The sequence below is a fragment of the Erwinia phyllosphaerae genome (assembly GCF_019132875.1).
Classification (GTDB): Bacteria; Pseudomonadota; Gammaproteobacteria; order Enterobacterales; family Enterobacteriaceae; genus Erwinia; species Erwinia phyllosphaerae.
In genome coordinates, this window is the sequence record NZ_JAHSPF010000004.1 from 167,387 (window position 1) to 186,937 (window position 19,551).

General features: G+C 54.2%; 12 protein-coding genes. 7 read left to right on the forward strand and 5 right to left on the reverse strand.

The window, feature by feature from the left end:
* Positions 1 to 91: 91 nt before the first annotated feature.
* Entirely contained in the window at positions 92 to 1,006 is a 915-nt protein-coding gene (locus tag KUE00_RS09105; RefSeq protein WP_246759483.1) for a LysR family transcriptional regulator, read from the reverse strand.
* A 131-nt stretch (positions 1,007 to 1,137) separates the two neighbouring features.
* Here KUE00_RS09105 and KUE00_RS09110 point away from each other — a divergent pair, with 131 nt between their 5' ends.
* Positions 1,138 to 1,884 carry an SDR family NAD(P)-dependent oxidoreductase gene (locus tag KUE00_RS09110; protein ID WP_246759484.1) on the forward strand — a complete coding sequence of 249 codons (747 nt, stop codon included), beginning with the start codon at positions 1,138 to 1,140 and terminating at the stop codon, positions 1,882 to 1,884.
* 93 nt (positions 1,885 to 1,977) lie between these two features.
* Here KUE00_RS09110 and KUE00_RS09115 read toward each other — a convergent pair whose 3' ends face one another.
* Complete coding sequence (locus tag KUE00_RS09115) at positions 1,978 to 3,048, reverse strand: YncE family protein (RefSeq protein WP_246759486.1); 1,071 nt, start codon at positions 3,046 to 3,048, stop codon at positions 1,978 to 1,980.
* 307 nt (positions 3,049 to 3,355) lie between these two features.
* Here KUE00_RS09115 and fhuE (KUE00_RS09120) point away from each other — a divergent pair, with 307 nt between their 5' ends.
* Positions 3,356 to 5,518, forward strand: coding sequence for a ferric-rhodotorulic acid/ferric-coprogen receptor FhuE (gene fhuE / locus KUE00_RS09120; protein WP_246759487.1), 2,163 nt, complete (start codon positions 3,356 to 3,358; stop codon positions 5,516 to 5,518).
* 167 nt (positions 5,519 to 5,685) lie between these two features.
* On the opposite strand, the gene KUE00_RS09125 is transcribed toward fhuE (KUE00_RS09120), so the two are convergent.
* Positions 5,686 to 6,231, reverse strand: a complete 546-nt coding sequence (locus KUE00_RS09125; RefSeq protein ID WP_246759489.1) for a hypothetical protein — start codon at positions 6,229 to 6,231, stop codon at positions 5,686 to 5,688.
* 332 nt (positions 6,232 to 6,563) lie between these two features.
* Positions 6,564 to 8,756, reverse strand: a complete 2,193-nt coding sequence (gene fhuE, locus KUE00_RS09130; protein ID WP_246759490.1) for a ferric-rhodotorulic acid/ferric-coprogen receptor FhuE — start codon at positions 8,754 to 8,756, stop codon at positions 6,564 to 6,566.
* A gap of 400 nt (positions 8,757 to 9,156) precedes the next feature.
* Here fhuE (KUE00_RS09130) and KUE00_RS09135 point away from each other — a divergent pair, with 400 nt between their 5' ends.
* Positions 9,157 to 10,338, forward strand: a complete 1,182-nt coding sequence (locus KUE00_RS09135; RefSeq protein ID WP_246759491.1) for a CynX/NimT family MFS transporter — start codon at positions 9,157 to 9,159, stop codon at positions 10,336 to 10,338.
* A 290-nt stretch (positions 10,339 to 10,628) separates the two neighbouring features.
* The gene (locus KUE00_RS09140; RefSeq protein ID WP_246759492.1) at positions 10,629 to 11,087 is read left to right on the forward strand and encodes a hypothetical protein; all 459 of its coding nucleotides are present in this window, start codon (positions 10,629 to 10,631) and stop codon (positions 11,085 to 11,087) included.
* Positions 11,088 to 11,239: 152 nt separating this feature from the next.
* On the opposite strand, the gene ahr is transcribed toward KUE00_RS09140, so the two are convergent.
* Positions 11,240 to 12,256, reverse strand: a complete 1,017-nt coding sequence (gene ahr / locus KUE00_RS09145; RefSeq protein WP_246759493.1) for an NADPH-dependent aldehyde reductase Ahr — start codon at positions 12,254 to 12,256, stop codon at positions 11,240 to 11,242.
* Between the two features lie 437 nt (positions 12,257 to 12,693).
* On the opposite strand from ahr, the gene KUE00_RS09150 reads away from it, so the two are divergent.
* The 3 genes from KUE00_RS09150 to KUE00_RS09160 are packed head-to-tail and all read left to right on the forward strand — an operon-like array spanning position 12,694 to position 19,504.
* Positions 12,694 to 14,139: an SrfA family protein gene (locus KUE00_RS09150; RefSeq protein ID WP_246759494.1), complete on the forward strand. Its 1,446-nt coding sequence runs from the start codon at positions 12,694 to 12,696 to the stop codon at positions 14,137 to 14,139.
* Positions 14,139 to 17,123, forward strand: a complete 2,985-nt coding sequence (locus KUE00_RS09155) for a virulence factor SrfB (protein ID WP_246759743.1) — start codon at positions 14,139 to 14,141, stop codon at positions 17,121 to 17,123. Before KUE00_RS09150 ends, KUE00_RS09155 begins: the two co-directional genes overlap by 1 nt.
* Positions 17,120 to 19,504 (forward strand): virulence factor SrfC family protein, encoded by a 2,385-nt coding sequence (locus KUE00_RS09160; protein ID WP_246759495.1) that lies wholly within the window; start codon positions 17,120 to 17,122, stop codon positions 19,502 to 19,504. Before KUE00_RS09155 ends, KUE00_RS09160 begins: the two co-directional genes overlap by 4 nt.
* Positions 19,505 to 19,551: the final 47 nt, after the last annotated feature.

A 19,551-nucleotide genomic window follows, 5' to 3' on the forward strand; every position in this document is an offset into this window, starting at 1 on the left:
CAGTTAGTTTTATTCAATACTTCCCTCTGCGGATTAGTCGGATAACACCTTATATATTCTTCGGCCCGGCCCGCAACCTGATGGTTAAATATTAATCATCCGCGTCGGCAACACGTGCCGGAAACTTTTCAACCAGCCAGTCAATAAAGACGCGCAGGCGATGCGTAACGTGACGAGTTTGTGGATAAACCAGATGAAAAGGATAAGCCGCCGGCCGCCACTCTTTTAATATTTCCACAAGCTCGCCCTTTTTTAGCGCGCTTCTGGCGGCATAGGTAAAGGTTTGCACGATGCCTAACCCGGCCAGCGCCGCTGCCAGATGCGCATTGCTTTCGTTTATGCCCAGGCGATGTTCAGTTTTAATTTCCAGCTTTTCACCGTCTTTTTGGAAGCGAAACGGAAAACCCCGGCCGCTTTGCGAAGAAAGATAGCTGACCAGCCGGTGCCCATTATTTAACTCCTGCGGGTAAGCCGGTATGCCAAAAAGCTTCAGATATTGTGGCGTGGCACAGGTAATTAACGTCGCAGAACCGATCTGGCGGGCAATCAACGAAGAATCTGAAAGCGGGCCTCCGCGAATAACGCAGTCAACGCTATCGCCGATTAAATCGATGCTGCGATCGGACACGCCCAGGTCGATACGAATATCCGGATAACGCGCCATAAAATCGGGCAGCATTGGGATCAGTACATCGCGTGCGGTCGATCCGCCAACGTCAATACGCAAATGCCCGTGCGGCTGACCGCGTACGGCGTTGAAAGAGGTATCGATATCTTCCAGATCTTTCAGGATGCGGGCGGTTTTCTCATAGTATTCCTGCCCTTCTGGCGTCACCGTAACGCGTCTGGTCGTGCGCTGTAGCAGGCGGATATGCAGATGCGCTTCCAGCTCCTGCACCAGTTTACTTAGCGTCGCATTAGGCATAGAGAGCGAGTCGGCCGCGCGCGTAAAGTTTCCTGCTTCCACTACGCGCGCAAAAGCTCTGATTGCTGCCAGCTGATCCATACATCACTCCGGTATCGTTAATTATACATGGCTGTGAATAGTCATTTCCATTTTACAGTATTTATCAACAAATGGCGTGCCGCTACAGTGAATTCATGCCCGGATACGCCGGGCCCTATCGGAGAGAAAAAATGACTTCACTTAATGGCAAAATCGCACTGGTTACCGGCGGCACATCGGGTATTGGTCTGGCAGCGGCACATGAACTGGCCGCTCAGGGCGCGAAAGTATTTATTACTGGCCGTCGCCAGCCGGAACTGGATGCTGCCGTTGAGGCTATTGGTGCGGCGGCAACAGGTATTCGGGCCGATGCCTCTGTCCTTGCCGATCTGGATACGGTCTACGCGCAAATAGCCAAAAGCGCAGGACGCCTTGATATTCTGTTTGCCAATGCGGGCGGCGGCGATATGCAGGCGCTGGGCGCGATCACCGAAGAGCATTTCGATCGCATATTCGGTACTAACGTGCGTGGCGTGCTGTTTACGGTGCAAAAAGCGCTGCCGCTGTTAAAAGATGGCGCGTCGGTCATTCTGACGGCTTCCACCACTTCCGTCCAGGGTACGGCAGGCTTCAGCGTTTATAGCGCCAGCAAAGCGGCGGTCAGAAACTTTGCACGCTCGTGGGCGCTTGACGTGAAAGATCGCGGCATCCGGATCAACGTTGTCAGCCCTGGCCCGGTGAAAACGCCAGGCCTTGGCGGTCTGGCCAGCGAAGAGGAGCGTCAGGGATTATTTGACTATCTGGCCGCGCAGGTGCCGCTGGGCCGACTGGGCGAACCGCAGGAAATTGCTAAAGTCGTGGCTTTTCTGGCCTCCGACGCTGCCAGCTTTATTAACGCAACCGAGCTGTTTGTTGATGGCGGCATGGCGCAGGTGTAACGCCGTGGGAGAATTCTTCCCCGGCGAAAGAACTTTCACATATAAAAACGACGGCGTAAAAGCCGTCGTTATAAGCTGCTGGCATCCCTGTGCTTATTTCAGCGCAATACGTACCACGCTGTCTTTGCCTTTGGTGGAATCATCTTTATTAAAGGCTTGCTTAACGGTGACGTACAGCGTCTGCCCATCTGGCGAAACCAGCAGGCTGTTCGGGTTACTGTCGAACGACCAGCTGTTTTTCACCGCGTAGCTGGTGGCGTCAAGCTGCAGCACTTTCTTCGCTTCGCGCTGGCTGATGTAGATTTCATTGCGCTTCGCGTTGAATTTTATGCCCAGCGCATCGCCTTCAATACGCTTAATCACTTTTCCGCTGCGCTCATCGAACACCAGCGTGGTTTTAGCTTTGGAATTATCGGTGACAAACAGGCGGCCTGTTGCCGGATCTTCCGCCATATTCAGCAGCAGATACTCTTTGCCGTCGCCAGCCGTCCAGCGTTTTTCGATTTTATGATTATGCGGATTGATAACCAGCACTTCGCCGCCGCCGTTGGCCGCATAAATGCGATCGGTGACCGGGGACCAGATAATGCCGGTTACCCACTTACCTGCATTTTTAATGGTTTTAACCAGCTTCATGGTGTTGGCATTCACTACCCAGATTACGCCAGGATCGCCCACGCCGCCGATGTAAAGCTGTCCTTCATGCCACAGGATCTCACGCGCGCCATAAGGCGAACCATCTTTGCCTTTTTCGCTAAATTTCAGGCGTTCCAGCACCTTACCGCTCTGCGCATCCACTTTCGAGATACCGCCATCCAGCGAGTTCGTGGTGTAAAACACCTTGCCATCCGGATCGGCAGCCATGCCAAAGTTCTTCAGATCGGTATGGGTTTCGCCAGTTGTCGCCAGCGTGGTCGGGTCAAGACGATAAAGCACCCCGCCGTTAACGTCTTTGAAAGACTGCGCGCTGGCAACGTAGAGCGCTTTTGGCGTCCAGGCCATTTCATACAGGCCGTCACCTAACTCGCGCTGGTTGAGCTGGGTGTTTGGCGTTGCCGCTGCGGCAGTGTTGACCGGGGCTTCAGGTTTTTTAGCAGGTGCCTGGCAGCCAGCCAGCCCCAGAGCAACAACAACCGCCAGGGCGGCCGGACGTAAAGATTTCATGCAGCACTCCATCAATGGATAAACGGCGCATAGCCGATAAAAAGAATGAGAATCATACGCATTAGCATGCGCGAAGTAAATCTGCATGCGCTATGCGGCAAGGCGCTGCGCTGCCGATTGCCCGGATTAATTAACAAGTTGTTACACTTTATGGCGCATACAGCAAGAGACTCGTTAAAAGCAAATACTTATCATTAACATTCTCACTGCGATCCCCTCTTGCCTGTTAATAAGCTTTTTTGGCCGGGTCGTCGAGAATGCGCGTCCTCTTCAGGACAATAACAAGAAATGCCTATTCGAGAACTTTATGTCTTTTAATCGCAGGGAAAACGGCGCGCGTGCGCCGATAAAAACATTTATCGTCTCGCTGCTGGCGCTGGCGATTCATGCTCAGTTCAATCCCGCTTTTGCCGCAGAAACCAACAAGGCAACCGAGCAGGATATGGTGGTTGACGCGACCACTGCCAGCGACGGTAACGAGCAACAGGATTACAGCGTTAAAACTACGCGGGCCGGAACCAAAATGTTGATGACGCCGCGCGACGTGCCGCAATCGCTTAGCGTGGTCAGCAAGCAGCGAATGCAGGATCAGAATCTTCAGTCGGTCAGCGAGGTGCTGGATAACACCACCGGCATCGCGTCGGAATCTTATGACAGCGAACGTTCGGCTTACTATTCCCGCGGTTTTCAGATTACCAGCTTTACCTATGACGATATCCCCACGACAGCTGGCGATGCCTGGAACTTTGGCGACGCAGCGGAAGATACGGCAATTTACGATCGTATCGAGGTCGTCCGTGGTGCCACCGGCCTGATGACCGGCGCGGGCAGTCCGGCGGCTTCCGTTAACATGGTGCGCAAGCATGCCGACAGCAAGGATTTTACCGGCAACGTTTCCGCCAGCTATGGCAGCTGGAACAAGCAGCGTTATGTCATGGATGTTTCCGGCCCGCTGAGCGAATCCGGCAACGTGCGCGGCCGGGTAATAGCGGGCTATCAGGATCAGGACAGCTGGCTGGATCGCTACCACAAAACGAAGAAATTCCTGTACGGCGTTATTGACGCTGACCTGACCGACAGCACGACGGTTTCGCTGGGCTATGACTATCAGCAAACCAATACCGGCAACCCTACCTGGGGCGGCCTGCCCACCTGGTACAGCAACGGCACACGCACCCACTACAGCCGTAACACCAGTGATGCAGCAGACTGGACGCGTTACAACGTCACTTCTCGTAAGGTGTTTGCTAACGTTACGCACAACTTTGATAACGGCTGGACGTTCCGCGTCAACGGTACACATGGTGAAGAAACCTTTAACGACAAATTACTCTATCTGGAGGACGCACCGGATGAGCAAACGGGCGAAGGTACCTTAGGTATTGGCAGCAAGGACAGGGGCAAGCGCAAGCTGGATTCGATTGATACCTATGCCAGCGGCCCGTTTGAACTGTTTGGCCGCCAGCATGAGATGGTGGCCGGCGTGAGCTACAGCCGTCAGCATAATGCTACCTATAGTTCGGATGGTGCTTATGACGAAGGCCAGATGGGCAGCTTCCACGATAGCTGGGACGGCGACGTAGCCGAACCGGAATGGGGTGACTGGTATCAGAATGCGGACGATGTAGTCCGGCAAAAAGCAGTTTACAGCGCAGCACGCTTCTCCCTGGCCGATCCGCTGTCGCTGATTGTTGGCGCACGCTATACCCAGTGGAGCACCATGGGCAGCAGCGGCAACGAGAAAAAGAATAACGTCACGCCATACGGTGGCCTGGTGTATGACATTAATGATACCTGGTCAGCCTATGCCAGCTACACCTCCATTTTCCAGCCGCAGACCTACCGCACTAAAAGCGGCGCCTATCTGGCACCGGTTACCGGTAAAAGCTATGAAACCGGGCTGAAATCCGCCTGGGACGATGGTCGTCTGACCGCCACTATCGCGGTATTCCGTATCGAGCAGGAAAACGCAGCCGAGAGCGACGGCGACAATTATGTCAATAACTCCAGCGAGCAGGCTTACGTCGCCACCAAAGGCGCGACCAGTAAAGGCGCGGAATTTGAGCTGAACGGCGCGGTCACGGATAATTTACAGATGACCTTTGGGGCAACGCGCTTTGTGGCAACGGATTCGACGGGGCGTTATAACAGCCAGATGCCGCAAACGCAGCTGAAACTGTTTACGCGCTATCGCCTGCCGATGCTGCAGCAGCTGACCGTGGGCGGCGGCGTTAACTGGCAAAACCGTACGTTCCAGGACGCGACCGCACCAGATGGAGAAACCAAACGCCTGTATCAAAGCAGCTACCCACTGGCTAATCTGTTTGCACGCTATCAGGTTACGAAGCAGCTGGCGGTACAGGCCAACGTCAACAACCTTTTCGATCGCACCTATTATACCTGGCTGAGCGATTCGGTGGTTTATGGCGCACCGCGTAATTATGAAGTGAATGTTTCTTATAATTTCTGATTAGCTGTCCCGGCCGCTGGCCGGGATTTTCTTGATCATCGATACGTTAGGGTTTATACAGATAGCTATCCTTATCCTCTTTTAGTTAACAGTGGACAGGATTTATTAAAACCACACACAGGGATAACTGGACAGCAATAAGGCGTAGCTTAATAAAAACACCTTTTTTAGTACAGGGGACTGACATCGACCATTTTCGCATGAGAAACAGAATATTCAGAAGGTCTTAGCGCTATTCTCTTCCTTGCTAAATTCGCAGCTGGTTGACTACACCCCATAAAATTCCTCGGATCTTGACCTTCTGTTATCCCACAACCTTTCCGATAATGAAAATTAAATGTTTTGGGAAAAACTCCGGAATAAAAATCATTTGAATATTCAGCTAACCCTCCCAGTGCTGTTATGAAATTAACAATTTCATTCCCTATATGACTAGTGGGCGAGGAACACCGAAGATAACTCTGCTTTCCGTCCCCACCAAAAACAGTAGCTTTGAGACTACTAATGCTTATGCCTTTTAGCTCTAGTGCGTGTTTAATGTCCATTAAGTTTTGTTGCAAACCCAATATTGAATCAAAGTGTGCACAGACAAGATAATCATGTTGCTCTGATAAAGCATAAAGTCCCAGGCAGGTTTGTATTGCTGGCATAGACAAATCAAGCCCTTCTTTTTTGAAAATGCCATACTGGCCTTGAAATATGACAACCCTCATGTAAGTAATTACCTCATTTGTTGATTGCAATTAGATATAGAGTGAAACAATACAGTTATAGAGTGAAGTGAAAGAATAATAATTGTTAATTAAGATACTTTAAAACAGAAAAATCAGTCGGTAATTTACACCGCAAACCTTTAACCCTGGTAATTCCGTCTATAACAATGGACTTAACTATACTTAAATAGTTAAATCCTTCCAGCGTTATTTTTGTTGTGAACGATATGAAATTATTTAGAATTACCTGGTCCGCCGAACCGGCAGCCTTTAACCGGTATAGAGCCTGCATGAATAGCGCCCTCAGGCGCTATTCATGCAGGCCAGCGAAATCAGAAGCTATAGCTGGCGGTCAGCGAGAAATTACGCGGTTCGCCATAGACAATATAGTTGCCGATATTAGTGTCATATTCTTTGTCGAACAGGTTATTCAGGTTACCTTGAATGGTTAGCTGTTTCGTTACCTGATAACGGCCAAACAGGTTAACCAGCGCATAGCTGCCCTGCTCTGCATGCCAGGTGCCGTTGCCTTCCGGTGCGCCAACCTCATCCCAAACTTTGGTTTGCCAGTTGACGCCGCCGCCCACGGTCAGCTGTTGCAGCATTGGCAGACGATAGCTGGTGAAAAGCTTCAGCTGGGTACGCGGCAGTTGTGGGTTAACCGCTTCGCCTTCGCTGTCTTCAGCAATATAATGCGTGCCGCCGACGGTCATCTGCCAGTTGTCGGTTAGCGCGCCGTTTACTTCAAACTCGACGCCACGGCTTACCGTTCCGTTCTTACCTACGTAGGCGGTATCGGTTGAACCCGCAACGCTGCGGCCCGTGCTTTCCGCCACGTTATCCTGTTCAATCCGGAACACGGCCAGCGTCGTGGTCAGGCGACTGTTCATCCAGTCTGACTTCAGGCCAGCCTCATAGTTTTTCCCGACAACCGGCGCCAGATAGCTACCGTTGACGTCACGATAGGACTGCGGCTGGAAAACCGAGGTATAGCTGGCATAGGCCGACCAGTTTTCATTGATATCGTAAATGAGTCCGCCATAAGGCGTAATGTTGTTCTTTTCAATATTGTCCGTAAGCGTATCGGTACTCCAGCGCGTATAGCGTGCGCCCAGGATCAGATGCAGCGGATCGGCCAGCGTCACGCGAGTGGCGAGATAGGCAGACTTCTGGCGAGTAACGTCACGCTGCGACAGCGAGCGTTCGCCCCAGTCCGTTTCGGGATACTGGCCGTTATAAGCATTGAAATCGCCCAGCTCTTCAGGCGTGATATTGGCAAAGGTACCGTAATAGGTATTTTGCTGTTTGCTGTAGCTCACGCCTGCCATTAACTCATGCTGGCGACCAAACAGCTGATAAGGCCCGCTGGCGAATGTATCAACAGAGTCGACCTTGCGCTTGCCTGTGTTGTAACCGGTGCCGCCGACGACGGGATAATCAGCGTATGGCGATACGCCAGCCCCGGTGTTTTTATCAAAGTAGCCGCTGATATAGAGCTGGCGGCTGTCGAGGAAGGTTTCGTTATGGGTGCCGTTCAGCGTGAGCTGCCAGCCGTTGTCAAAGTTCTGCTTCAGGTTAACGAACAGCTTTTTGCTTTCTTTATCGTTATAGGCCCAGTCCGGCGCGGTGTTAAAGCCGCGACGATAGCTGGTTGCGCTGCCGTCCGTGTACCAGCGCGGCAGGCCGCCCCAGGTTGGGCTGTCGGCATTGGTTTGTTGAAACTCATAGCCGACAGAAAGCGTGGTCGAGTCCGTCAAATCGGCATCAACCACGCCGTAGACGAATTTCTTCTCTGCGCTATAACGCTCAACAAAGCTGTCATTATCCTGATAGCCTGCCACGAGGCGGCCGCGCACGTTGCCGGATTCGCTTAACGGCGCAGAGAGATCGGCGACGTAGCGCTGTTTATTCCAGCTGCCGTAAGTTGCCGATACGTTACCGGTGAACTCTTTACTGTCGGCGTGCTTGCGTACCATGTTAACGGAGGCAGATGGGTTGCCCGCGCCGGTCATCAGGCCGGTTGCGCCACGCACCACCTCCACGCGTTCATAAAGAGCCGTATCTGACTGCGCATCGCCCAGGTTCCACTGTCCCTGAAAGGTGGTCGGGATGCCGTCGACCATGTAGTTATCAATCAGGAAGCCGCGTGAGTAATAGGTGCGGCGATCCATATCCGCTACGTTTTCCATAACGCCAGTCGTATTGTTCAGCACGTCGCCCAGCGATTGCAGCTGCTGATCTTCCATACGCTGTTTACTGGTGATGCTTATCGACTGAGGAATGTCACGGGAAGTCAGCGACATTTTGGTTCCCGCATTAGTCACGGGGACGCTGTAATCCGTTGCTGCCGTACTGTCAGCACTATCGGCGGTGCCGCTAACCGTCAGCGTTTGTTCTTTCGCTGCATCCGCCGCGTGAGCCTGCGGGATGTAAATGGCCAGCGCGACCAGTGCGGCAACGACCGTATAAGAAGTCTTGATATGGGCAGCGCCCTTTTCCCTGTTAAAACGTTGTGCAAAAGACATCCTGACCTCGATCTTTATGTTTTTTATGAACAGGCAACGCTGTTCAGCCACTGTTGTGATGCACTGCGGAACGCCGCCACAGGTCGCTTTTTAAGCGCTATGAAACGGCTGTATACAAATGAGAATGAGAACTATAATTTTTTTTATTTAACATGTAAAAGACTATTAATGACCTTTTCAGGATTTTGTAAGTCATGTATGAAGATGATGCGCAACGTAAAAAAATGGCCTGACCGGCTCCTCTTACGTTGGGTTGTTATGACTTTGTCGTTAGCCTTTACTTTTGGCGGCCAACGCCGTTAACATAACGTCCAGACAGCAAAGCCCGGCTTTGTTGCGTAAGCGTTAACGTCAACCAACGCACTTTCAGCAGGCCGTGCCTGCTCCGGTGCGATATCTAATGCTTATGAACCCACGCTCTCTTTTTGCCCGTTCTGGTTTTTTCCTGTTTGTATTGCTCACCACCGCTGCCAGTCTGCGCGCGCCGCTAACGGCAATCGGGCCGGTGTTGGAAGATATTCGCGCCACGTTTAACCTGTCTGCCAGCGCTGCTGGCCTGCTCAATTTTATTCCGCTTATGATGTTCGCCCTGCTTGCGCCGCCCGCAGCCTGGGCTGGTAACCGCTTTGGCCTGGAGAAAACGCTCTGGTATGCCGTCTGGCTGATTATGCTGGGATCGCTACTGCGTGTGGGCGGGGTAACGGGTCTGTGGCTGGGAACGCTGTTGTTGAGCGCAGGTATTGCGGCGGCTAACGTATTGCTACCGCCGTTGATCAAAAGAGATTTTGCCGGACATGCCGCACGCTATATTGGCCTTTATGCTGGCGTGATGGCCGTGACTGCCAGCCTGGCTTCAGGGGTTGCCGTTCCGCTGGCTCAGGCAACGAAAACCGGCTGGATTTTGTCGCTGGGCATATGGTTTCTCCCGGCTGTAGTGGCGTTAGTAGTCTGGCTACCGCTATTAAAATATTCCCGAAGCGCGAGCAATAATAAAAATGCCGCTTCCCGACTACGGTCGCCATGGCGTTCCGCGCTGGGCTGGCAGGTATCGCTGTTTATGGCATTGCAGTCAATGGTGTTCTATACGCTTATCGCCTGGTTTACGCCCTGGGCTGAGGCACAGGGTTTTAGCCAGCTGTCTGCAGGCTGGCTGCTGTTTGTTTATCAGATTGTTGCCGTGGTTTCGAACCTGAGCTGTATGGTCGCGTTAAAAAAGCTGTCCGATCAGCGCATCATCGGGTTTCTGGCTTCGCTGGCTATTTTTATCGGGCTGGGTGGTCTCTATTGTTTTCCGGCACTGGCCATACTGTGGTTGATAACGGCCGGGCTTGGCGCAGGTGCCTCAATGGTAATCTGCCTTTCGCTGTTTGGTTTACGCTCCGGCGATCATCGGCAGGCTTCGCAGCTTTCCGGCATGGGCCAGTGCGTAGGCTATGGGCTGGCCGCGCTGGGCCCGCTGGCTTTTGGCATGATCCATGAGCACTTTAATAACTGGTCAACTCCATTGCTGGTACTGATAGCAATGAGCCTGCTCCAGGTATTTATTGCGCCGCTGGCAGGCAGAAATCGGACGATTGGCTGACGCCCGCCCGCTCCTTTTGGGTAGCGAAAACAGAGGCCGGTGCATTTTTTGCTGATTGGCCAATTCTATCGCTAATGTTAAAGGTTACTTTTACTGTTAGTTTATTTAGTATGATGTAACTAAAGTGCAGCATTGCTACACCACAATACTGAATCACGTGAAACATCTCCCCCTTACGCAATCCATGCGAAATAACGCGTGGAAACATTTTTAAGATGAGACCTGACTGTTTTTGACGACCTGGAGGCGCTAAAATAGCGTATTAAAAGCCGCTTGTAGAGTGAGGTATAATGATCTGTCGTTTCACCCTGGCCGTTGCGATGGCCGCCATAACCCTGACCGGCTGTGCCGCCCATAAAAAAGACGAGCCGGCATCCACGTCGTCAATCACCGCTTCGGCCGCTAATTTATTTAAGGGCCCGGCAGAGATTTCAGCGGAAGACTTTTCGACTGGACCAACTCAGGTCAACGTGTCGCACGAGATTAGCCGCACCGACGATGGATCCCCTGTTTACGTTACCGTCGATGGTAAAGATGCGGGCGCGCTGATCCGTGGTCAAAGCTTGCAGCTTCACCTGCCGGCTGGCGAACACCAGGTGGGTGGCTACGTCCCTACCCTGCTCGGCTTTGGCCGCGTGACTATCCCGGCAGTGAAGGTGACAACTGCACCGGATAAGGTAAAACAGGTTGCCTATTCCACGGCCAAAAACAAACCGGCGTTTACCGAGACCGATGCGAAACAGGGTTAACCGTTCGCTAAAGAGTTAACGAAAAAAAGGCGACCGATGCGGTCGCCTTTTTAGTCATATCGTACTTATTACGCAAGGGAGATCGGGCCGCTTTCCTTGCAAAAAAAGCCCTGCTTTAAAAGCCAGGGCTTAGAAAATTCTGTAGCGATAAATCAGAAATCCGCTTTCAATACCACACGGTAATTAGCTTTACCGGCGCGGACATGATCCAGCGCATCGTTAATTTTCGACATGGGGAAATATTCTACTTTCGGCGCAATATCGCGGCGCGAAGCCAGTTTCAGCAGCGAACGCAGCTGGCCCGGCGATCCGGTAGAAGAACCGGTCAACGCTTTGTCGCCCATAATCAGCTGAAACGCAGATACTTCAAACGGCTTCATTACGGCACCCACGGTATGGAATTTACCTTTTGGTGCCAGCGCGTCAAAGTAAGGTTTCCAGTCCAGATCGACCGCGACGGTGCTGAGGATCAAATCGAAACGGCCAGCCTGCTTTTTCAGCTCTTCCGCATCGCGGCTGTTAACCACTTCGTCCGCACCCATTTCCAGAATGGACTGCTTTTTATCCGGCGTTGAGCTGAAAGCAACCACTTCTGCACCCATCGCGCGCAGGATTTTGATGGCGATATGGCCCAGGCCGCCGATACCGATAACGCCCACACGGCTGGTCGCCGTGATGTTGCTCATCAGTAATGGTTTAAATACGGTGATGCCACCGCACAGGAGCGGGCCCGCCGTTGAGGCATCCAGGCTTTCCGGCAGCGGGATAACCCATTGCCAGTCGGCGCGCAGCTTCTCGGCGAAGCCACCGTTGTTCAGGATAGTTGGGACAGAGCCTTGCTCACAGTTAACCTGCTCGCCATTGATGCAGGCATCACAGTGCTGGCAGCTTTTGGCCGTCCAGCCAATGCCCACGCGCTGCCCTATCGACAGCCCTTTGGTTTTTGCCGCTTCGCCCAGTGCCGATACGCGACCAATGACTTCGTGGCCTGCAATGGTCGGATAGTGCGAGATGCCCCATTCGTTATCGATCATCGACAGGTCGGAATGGCATACGCCGCAGTATTCCACTGTTACTTCGACTTCTTCCGCGCTCAGCTCAGGCGCGTCATATTCATACAGTTCCAGCGCCTTGCCGGCTTCCATTGCTGCGTAACTTTTAATTTTCATTCTTCTACCTCAGATTTCAATAACCGTCTGAGTTTAGCAAAGCTGCGTGAACACCCCGGCAGCGAAATGGGCCATCACCGTTGAGGAGTGTATCAGGATGTAAATTCTGCTCAGACCTTCTGCAATCTGCCTGTTATTAACCCAGCCTGACGAAAGCCTGTCGGCGTATGCCGTAACCTTTTGGCCTGAATAGGATATTAGTCACAAAAGTTCTGGCGGCCCGCAATTTTGAAAATTAGAGGTAAGTTTTTTCCACTGCCTGAAATTTCGCCATTTTTCCTTTGATTTTAATGTGTTCCTGACTTTTTGCCGCTTCATGGCGTAAGCAAACCCCGCTTTACCCTCTTATTTTCGCATTTGATTTAAGGCCACTCGACTACAGTAAATAGAAATTTGGATTAAAACTTATTGAATCCTGACTAAAAAGGTCTGATTTAGTGGCTAAACAATTTCTACGCAGCGGAAGCCTGGACGCGGTTCTGCCTCTGGGCGAGAACGGTCAACCCGTTTACCTGTCAGCCCTGCAGCTGCGCGAGACGCTGCGCCTGCGCAAGCAGCAGCAGATTGCTGACTGCCTGGCTATTCCTCAACCCAACGATGCTGGCGATCGCCTGGACTGGTACTCGCCCGTTTCCGGCAAAATCACCTCCTGGGCCGCCGCCAGCGACAGCGCCCGTACTCATGCATTAAATCATCTTATTGCCTGTCAGCAGACGGTTGCGGAGATCTGCCAGCGCGCGCAGCAGTCTGAAAAAACCAGTCAGAAACGATTTGGCGCACTGCTGGCCAAGGCGCTGCAGTTCCCCGATCAGAACTTTGTTTATCTGGTTGGCGGCAAGCCGGTACTGACCTTCTGGGGATTTGTTAGCCTGGATAAAAAGACGCAGCAGGATCCGCTGGATTGCCTGCGTGCGGTGGAAGAAGAGCTGCCGTTGACGCTATCGAAAATGACTGCCGCCGCGCCGCTGGTGACCGCCTCGCCTGCCATTGCGGCTTATCAGCCCGAGCCGGAGCCCGTTGCGCCGGAAGTGCCCCCGCAACCCGAGCCGGAAACTAAAGCTGAGGTTACGCCCGAACCCGTTAAGCCAGAGCCTGCACCGGTCAAAAATAGCCCTGTCAAACGCAATCTTCTGCGCTATGGCTGGATAGTCCCTGCCGCCGCGCTGCTGGTTGTTTTTGGTGTGCAGATGAAAAACTCTTTCTCTACTCCGGAGCAGAAGCCCGCTTCTTCCGCTGCGGTAACTAACCCGCAGCCAACGCCGACGCCAGCCGAACCGGTAAAAGAATCCGCATCCGCGCCGCAGGAAATGGCTAAGCCATCTGCCGCGCCGCTACAGGAAACAGCCTCTGTGGCGCATCAGGCCACTAAGCTTCCGGTAACGCCAGCCACCGTTGCTGCTGCTTCCACGGCAAATAAACCAGCCGAGGAGCCGGTAACCGAAACGTCAGCAGCAGCGCCAGCCGTTGCCGAACAACCTGCCGTTCCGGCCGGAAAAGATGATCTAGTGCTGCCAGCTGACGCCGTGAAAATTGGCTCCACGCGTTTCCTTAACGGTAACTGGCGTGTGATTGTCGGCATTAAAACGCCGTTGACCGGCAAGCCACCCGTGCTGCGCTATCAGCTGCGCAATGGTAAAGGCCAGGCGCAAATGACCCAGGGCGACGGTACCGTCTGCCGCGTGGATGTTTATGCCGGCCTGATGAAATCCGGCAACCTGGTGATTAACAGCCGTACCAGAGCGAAATGCAGCGACGGGTCACGTTACAAAATGCCGGAACTGGTTTGCGTTCAGGGTGCCGAAGGCACGGCCGCCGCCTGTAACGGCCAGTACGATGCCGAAACCGTATTACCGATGACGATGAAGCGCGAGAGTAAACAATGATGCTGGCGACTATCGCTGATTTAAAACCGACAATGACGCTGATTCAAAACAGCGGCATTCAGTTTCTCGATTTTGCCCTGACGCCGGATCCAGAGAACGATCTGCCCGGAAAATTTGTGCGCCAGACGGCTAACGGCCCGCTGCTGCGCCTGAATTTTAATGCGCAAACCGGCAAGTATCTGCTGCCCATCGCCGTGGGCGGCATGCCGGAAGTGGTCAAGCCTGAGTTCAGTTTTCCGCTGTCGCAGTCGCTGGCATTATTGAACGGCGTCTGGCTGCCGCTGCCTTTTTTACGTTTTAATCCGCCGCGCACTTTTATTGGCGGCCCCGATAACTGGGCGCGCGTGCAGATTGTCGAGCTGGATAGCCCGGATCAAAACGGCAAAACGCACCGTATTTGCCTGGCGTTTGAAACCCGCACCTGGGCCGAAGGCGAAGATGAAACGCTGGCGCTGAACGAGAGCGACGTAAAAAACGGCGTCAGCTTCGCGCTGGCTTACCGCAGCAACGAGCTGGGCGAATTTCTCGACCACACGTGGATTGACGGCTGGCTGCGGGAAGTTTTTAGCCAGCAGGCCGCCACGGTCGAACAGCGTCCGCAGGTAAACATTCGTACCGCACTGCGTGAGTTCGAGTACCAGGCGCATTATCTGAACATTTTGCACATGCTCGGCCACCAGCTGGCGCTGCCGGAACTGAAAATCAGCGCTGCTACCCTACAGGAACCCGCTATTCCCGTTGATTTGATTCTGGACGTGGGCAACTCGCACACCTGCGGCATCATGGTTGAAGATCACGTAGACGATCACCACGGCCTGAAGCATACCTATGAGCTACAGCTACGCGATCTGACTTCGCCGCAGTACCTTTACAACGAACTGTTTGAAAGTCGCGTAGAGTTTGCGCAGGCCACTTTCGGCAAGCAAAATTTCTCGGTGGAAAGCGGTCGCGATGACGCTTTTATCTGGCCATCTATTACGCGCGTCGGTCGCGAGGCCAGCCATCTGGCTCTGCAGCGACTGGGCACCGAAGGCGCAACCGGCATCTCCAGCCCGCGCCGCTATCTGTGGGATGAAGAAGCCTATACGCCAGGCTGGCGCTTTAGCCGTACGCCAGGCAACGCCGCACAGGAGCCGCTGGCTACCGCCGCGCCGCTGACCAACCTGGTTAACGATGAAGGCGAGCCGCTTTACAATCAGCCGCTGGAAGAGAGGCTGCCGGTGTTTTCCCCGCAGTACAGCCGCAGCTCCGTAATGACCTTTATGCTCGGCGAACTGTTGGCACAGGCGCTGATGCAAATGAATAGCGCAACGCAGCGCCAGAAAATGTTGCACAGCAGCGCGCCGCGTCAGCTACGCAATATTATTCTGACGTTGCCGTCCGCGATGCCCAAGCCCGAGCGCGAGATTTTTCGCCGTCGCATGATGGAGGCGATTGCTTTGATCTGGAAAGCCATGGGCTGGCATCCGGCCGATGACGATTTTACCAGCGCCAAAGACAAAGCGAAAAGCAGTGTGCCGGTGCCGGAAGTGCAGATGGAATGGGACGAGGCCACCTGCGGGCAAATGGTCTATCTCTATAACGAAACCCAGGTGAACTTTGGCGGTCGCGCCGAAGCCTTTTTTATCAGCATGGCGCGTCCGGATCGCGTTCGCGCGCCGGATGAACCCGTGGGTAAAACGCTGCGCATTGCCTCCATTGACATCGGCGGCGGCACCACCGATCTGGCGATCACCCAATACCGCCTGGATGATGGCGTCGGCAACAACGTTAAAATCATGCCGCGCCTGTTGTTCCGCGAGGGCTTTAAGCTGGCCGGTGACGATATCCTGCTGGACGTCATTCAGCTTTACGTGCTGCCCGCGCTGCAACACGCGTTTAAAGAAGCGGGCATGGTTAATCCGGAAGGCGTGATGACGCGGCTGTTTGGCCACGAAGGCAGGCTTGACGGGCACTCGACGCTGCGCCAGCAGATTACGCTGCAGATTTTTATTCCGGTCGGCCAGGCGATCCTCGAAGCCTACGAAAGATTCGACCCGCTGGAACTGAATGCCGAAGTGGATGCGCGGTTTGAAGAGCTGCTGGCGCAGGCACCCACGCAGAAGCTATTAGAGTATATCAACCGTGAAATTCAGCGCGAGTTGCCGAACGAAGCGGAAGCTTTCGATATTTTACGCGTGCCGCTGGTGGTTAAGCTCGGCAAGCTGCACGCCGAGTTCCTGTCGCCACGCATGAATATTACGCAAAGCCTGCGCTCGATGTCGGAAGTGGTCGCCGTTTACGACTGCGACGTCCTGCTGCTGACGGGTCGTCCTTCGCGTTTTCCTGGCGTGCAGGCGCTGTTCCGCCATCTGCAACCGCTGCCGGTCAGCCGTATCCTTTCGCTGGATGGCTATCATACCAACGACTGGTATCCTTTTAACAAACAGGGCCGTATTGAAAATCCGAAATCTACCGCCGCAGTGGGTGCCATGCTGTGCCTGCTGTCGCTGGATTTAAGGCTGGCTAACTTCTGGTTTAAGGCGGGCGATTTCCAGCCTTACTCCACTATTCGCTATCTGGGTATGCTGGACGGCAACGGCGCGCTCAGCGCTGAAAACGTCTGGTACGCCGATATCGATCTGGACGACGAGCGCTTCAAGCTGGACTCGCGCGAGCGCTTTCAGGTTCGCGGCGCGCTAACTTTAGGCTTCCGCCAGCTCGATAACGATCGCTGGCCCGCTTCGCCACTGTATACGCTGTCCATTGCCGATCCACAGCTGGCGCGCAGCGTTGCCGGGGACAAGGTGCTGAAAATCAGGCTGGCGGTGGCAAAAACCGAGGGTGAATTCGGACCGGAACGATTTGAAATTGCCGAGGCGACGCTGGACGACGGCAGCCGCGTTCCGCTGGAGCATCTGCGGTTAAAACTTAATACTCTGGCCAGCAGCGGCTCAGGCCTGACCCATTACTGGATTGACAGTGGGAGCGTATACAAGAAATGAAAGCATTGACGCCTAAACAGCTGTCGGGACAGTTCGGCAAAAAACTGGAGAGCGTGGTAAAAGGCATCGACCGGTCACTGCTGTGGCTGGAGAGCGCTCGCCAGAATGCGCCGCGCCTTGATATGGAAGCAGACCGTCTGCGCACCAGGCTTCAGTCTCAGCACAACAAGGCCAGCTGGCTAATTGAAGCCTCGGGCAAAGAGTGTGCCGTTGGCTTTTTTGGCCTGGCCCAGGCGGGCAAAGCGTGGCTGATTGCCGCGCTGGCCGCCAGTGAAAAAGGCCGTATGGAGCTGGCGATCGGCAATGCAACCTTCGACTATTCCCAGCTCAATCCTCAGCAGCAGAGTGCGACGCTGGTGATGCGATTTAGCGGCCAGCAAACCCGTACGGATAACGAGTGGCCCGTGCAGCTGGCGCTAATGAGTGAGGAAGAGATCGTCGGCGTCATCGCCGATATCTGGGCAAAGCGCAGCGGCAAACCGGGAATGGATGAGCAGCAGATCGCCGAGCGCATGAGAAACGTTGCCGTGTTCCGTCAGCCGCAGCCCGTTGACGGCATGAACAGTCATAACGTGGTGGCACTCTGGCAGCGTCTGAATAACGCGCAGGTTTGCCGCAGCAAGGCGCTGGAAAGCCATTTCTGGCCGCAGGCCGTGGAGCTTGCGCCGTTTTTAGGCGTGGACGATCGCGCCCGGCTTTTTTCGCTGCTGTGGAACGAAGATCGCGAGCTTTCCGCGCTTTATCGCCAGCTGGCGCACGTGCTGCATCATCTCTCTAACGTGCGTCGCGTGCTGGCACCGATTACCGTCATTGACGATGCCGGGCTTAGCGTGCTGAACAGCAGCAGCCTGCGCTATTTTAACGCCTCATCCGACCGGGTGATTCAGGTGGTGCCGCAGCATAACGGCCGCAGCCTGAAACCGGTTACGCTGGCGCTGGGCGAGCTGAACCTGCTTAGCCGTGAAGTGCTATTGCCATTTTACAGCGCGCCGAGAGAAAGCCTGTTCGAACAGGTTGATCTGCTCGATTATCCGGGTTTTGAAGAGCCGTCAATATTGCCGGACGATCCTTACCATGAACTGGCGCTGGCATTTACCACTGCCAAACGCCCTTTTCTGCTGACCCGCGCCGCCGAAAGACAGGATGTCGATCTGCTGATGGTTTGTAATGCTTCCGGCCAGCGTGCCGATGCGCAAACCGTGGGCCGCGTGCTGGATAACTGGGTAAAACAGACCCAGGGCGAAAACACCCAGCTGCGCAACGGACGCAAGCCAGGACTGATCTGGGCGTTGACGCCCTTCGACCAGCGTATTACCCGTGGTCAGAATCACGATGCCGCCGTCCAGCGTTTCGTAGGTAATCCGGGCGACACCTGGGGAACCATGCTGGCAATGGACGATAAAGGCGTCAAGCGTATGGCGGGCTGGCTAACGACCGAAGTCAAGCGCGAAGGTAAAACGGCGCGTTTGCAGGAGCAGCTTAACGAAATCCGCCGCGAGCTGAGCGACAACCTTCTGGGCCGCTGGTATCTGGCCGCCGAAAAAGAGGAGCCGCAGGCTCGCCTGCGCATTGCGGAAAGTTTGCTGAAGGCTCTACAGGCCAGAACCGGCGTGCATGGTGAACTGCTGGAGCGGCTACTGCCAACGCGCGAGACGCTGCGCCATCTTTTTATGCAGCAGCAGCATCCTGCCGAGCGACGCGCCAGCGAAGAATTTGCGCTGACGGAAGAAGATCCTTTTGGTATTGGCATCAGCATCGATCTGTTAAGCGACGAGCCGCTGCCTGCTTTGCAGACCCTTCCGCAGGATACGCAGGATGAAGAGGCAGAAGCGGGCTTTGCGCAGCTGGTTTACCGTTACTGGATTAATCTGCTGGTGCAGCTGCCTGAACAGGCCGCCTTGCTGGAGCTGTTAGGGGTCACGCGCCCTACGCTGGAAATGCTGACGGAAGAGCTGGCCACCGCCAGTATTCGCCTGAACATTGAAGACGCGCTGGTGAAGATCCTGACCGATCAGGATGCGGCCAATACGCCTGCCGAGCTGCTGGCAGATCGCCAGGTTTCCCGTGCGCTAAGCGTGCTAGGTGATTTCGTCGCGTGGCTAGGCTTTCAACATCTGCCCGAAGCCGAACGTCCGGACAGCAAAATTAATCGCGGACAGAAAATTTTTGCCCGCCCGGAAACGCAGGCGGCGAGTCTTGGGCCAACCCAGCGCCTCACCCGCCTGTCGCTGAAGCCGAATAACTATGCGGCCTGGTATATCTACGACTGGCTGGTAGGGCTGAATGAAACCATTATGCTCAACGCAGGCTATTCTGCCGCTCGTGAGATTGATGCCGAACACCGCGAGCAGCTTGCGGCTATCTTAAAGCAGCTTGGCTAACGCAGCGCCGCTTTGTCGACAGCCGTTAATCCTTATGCCAGCGAATG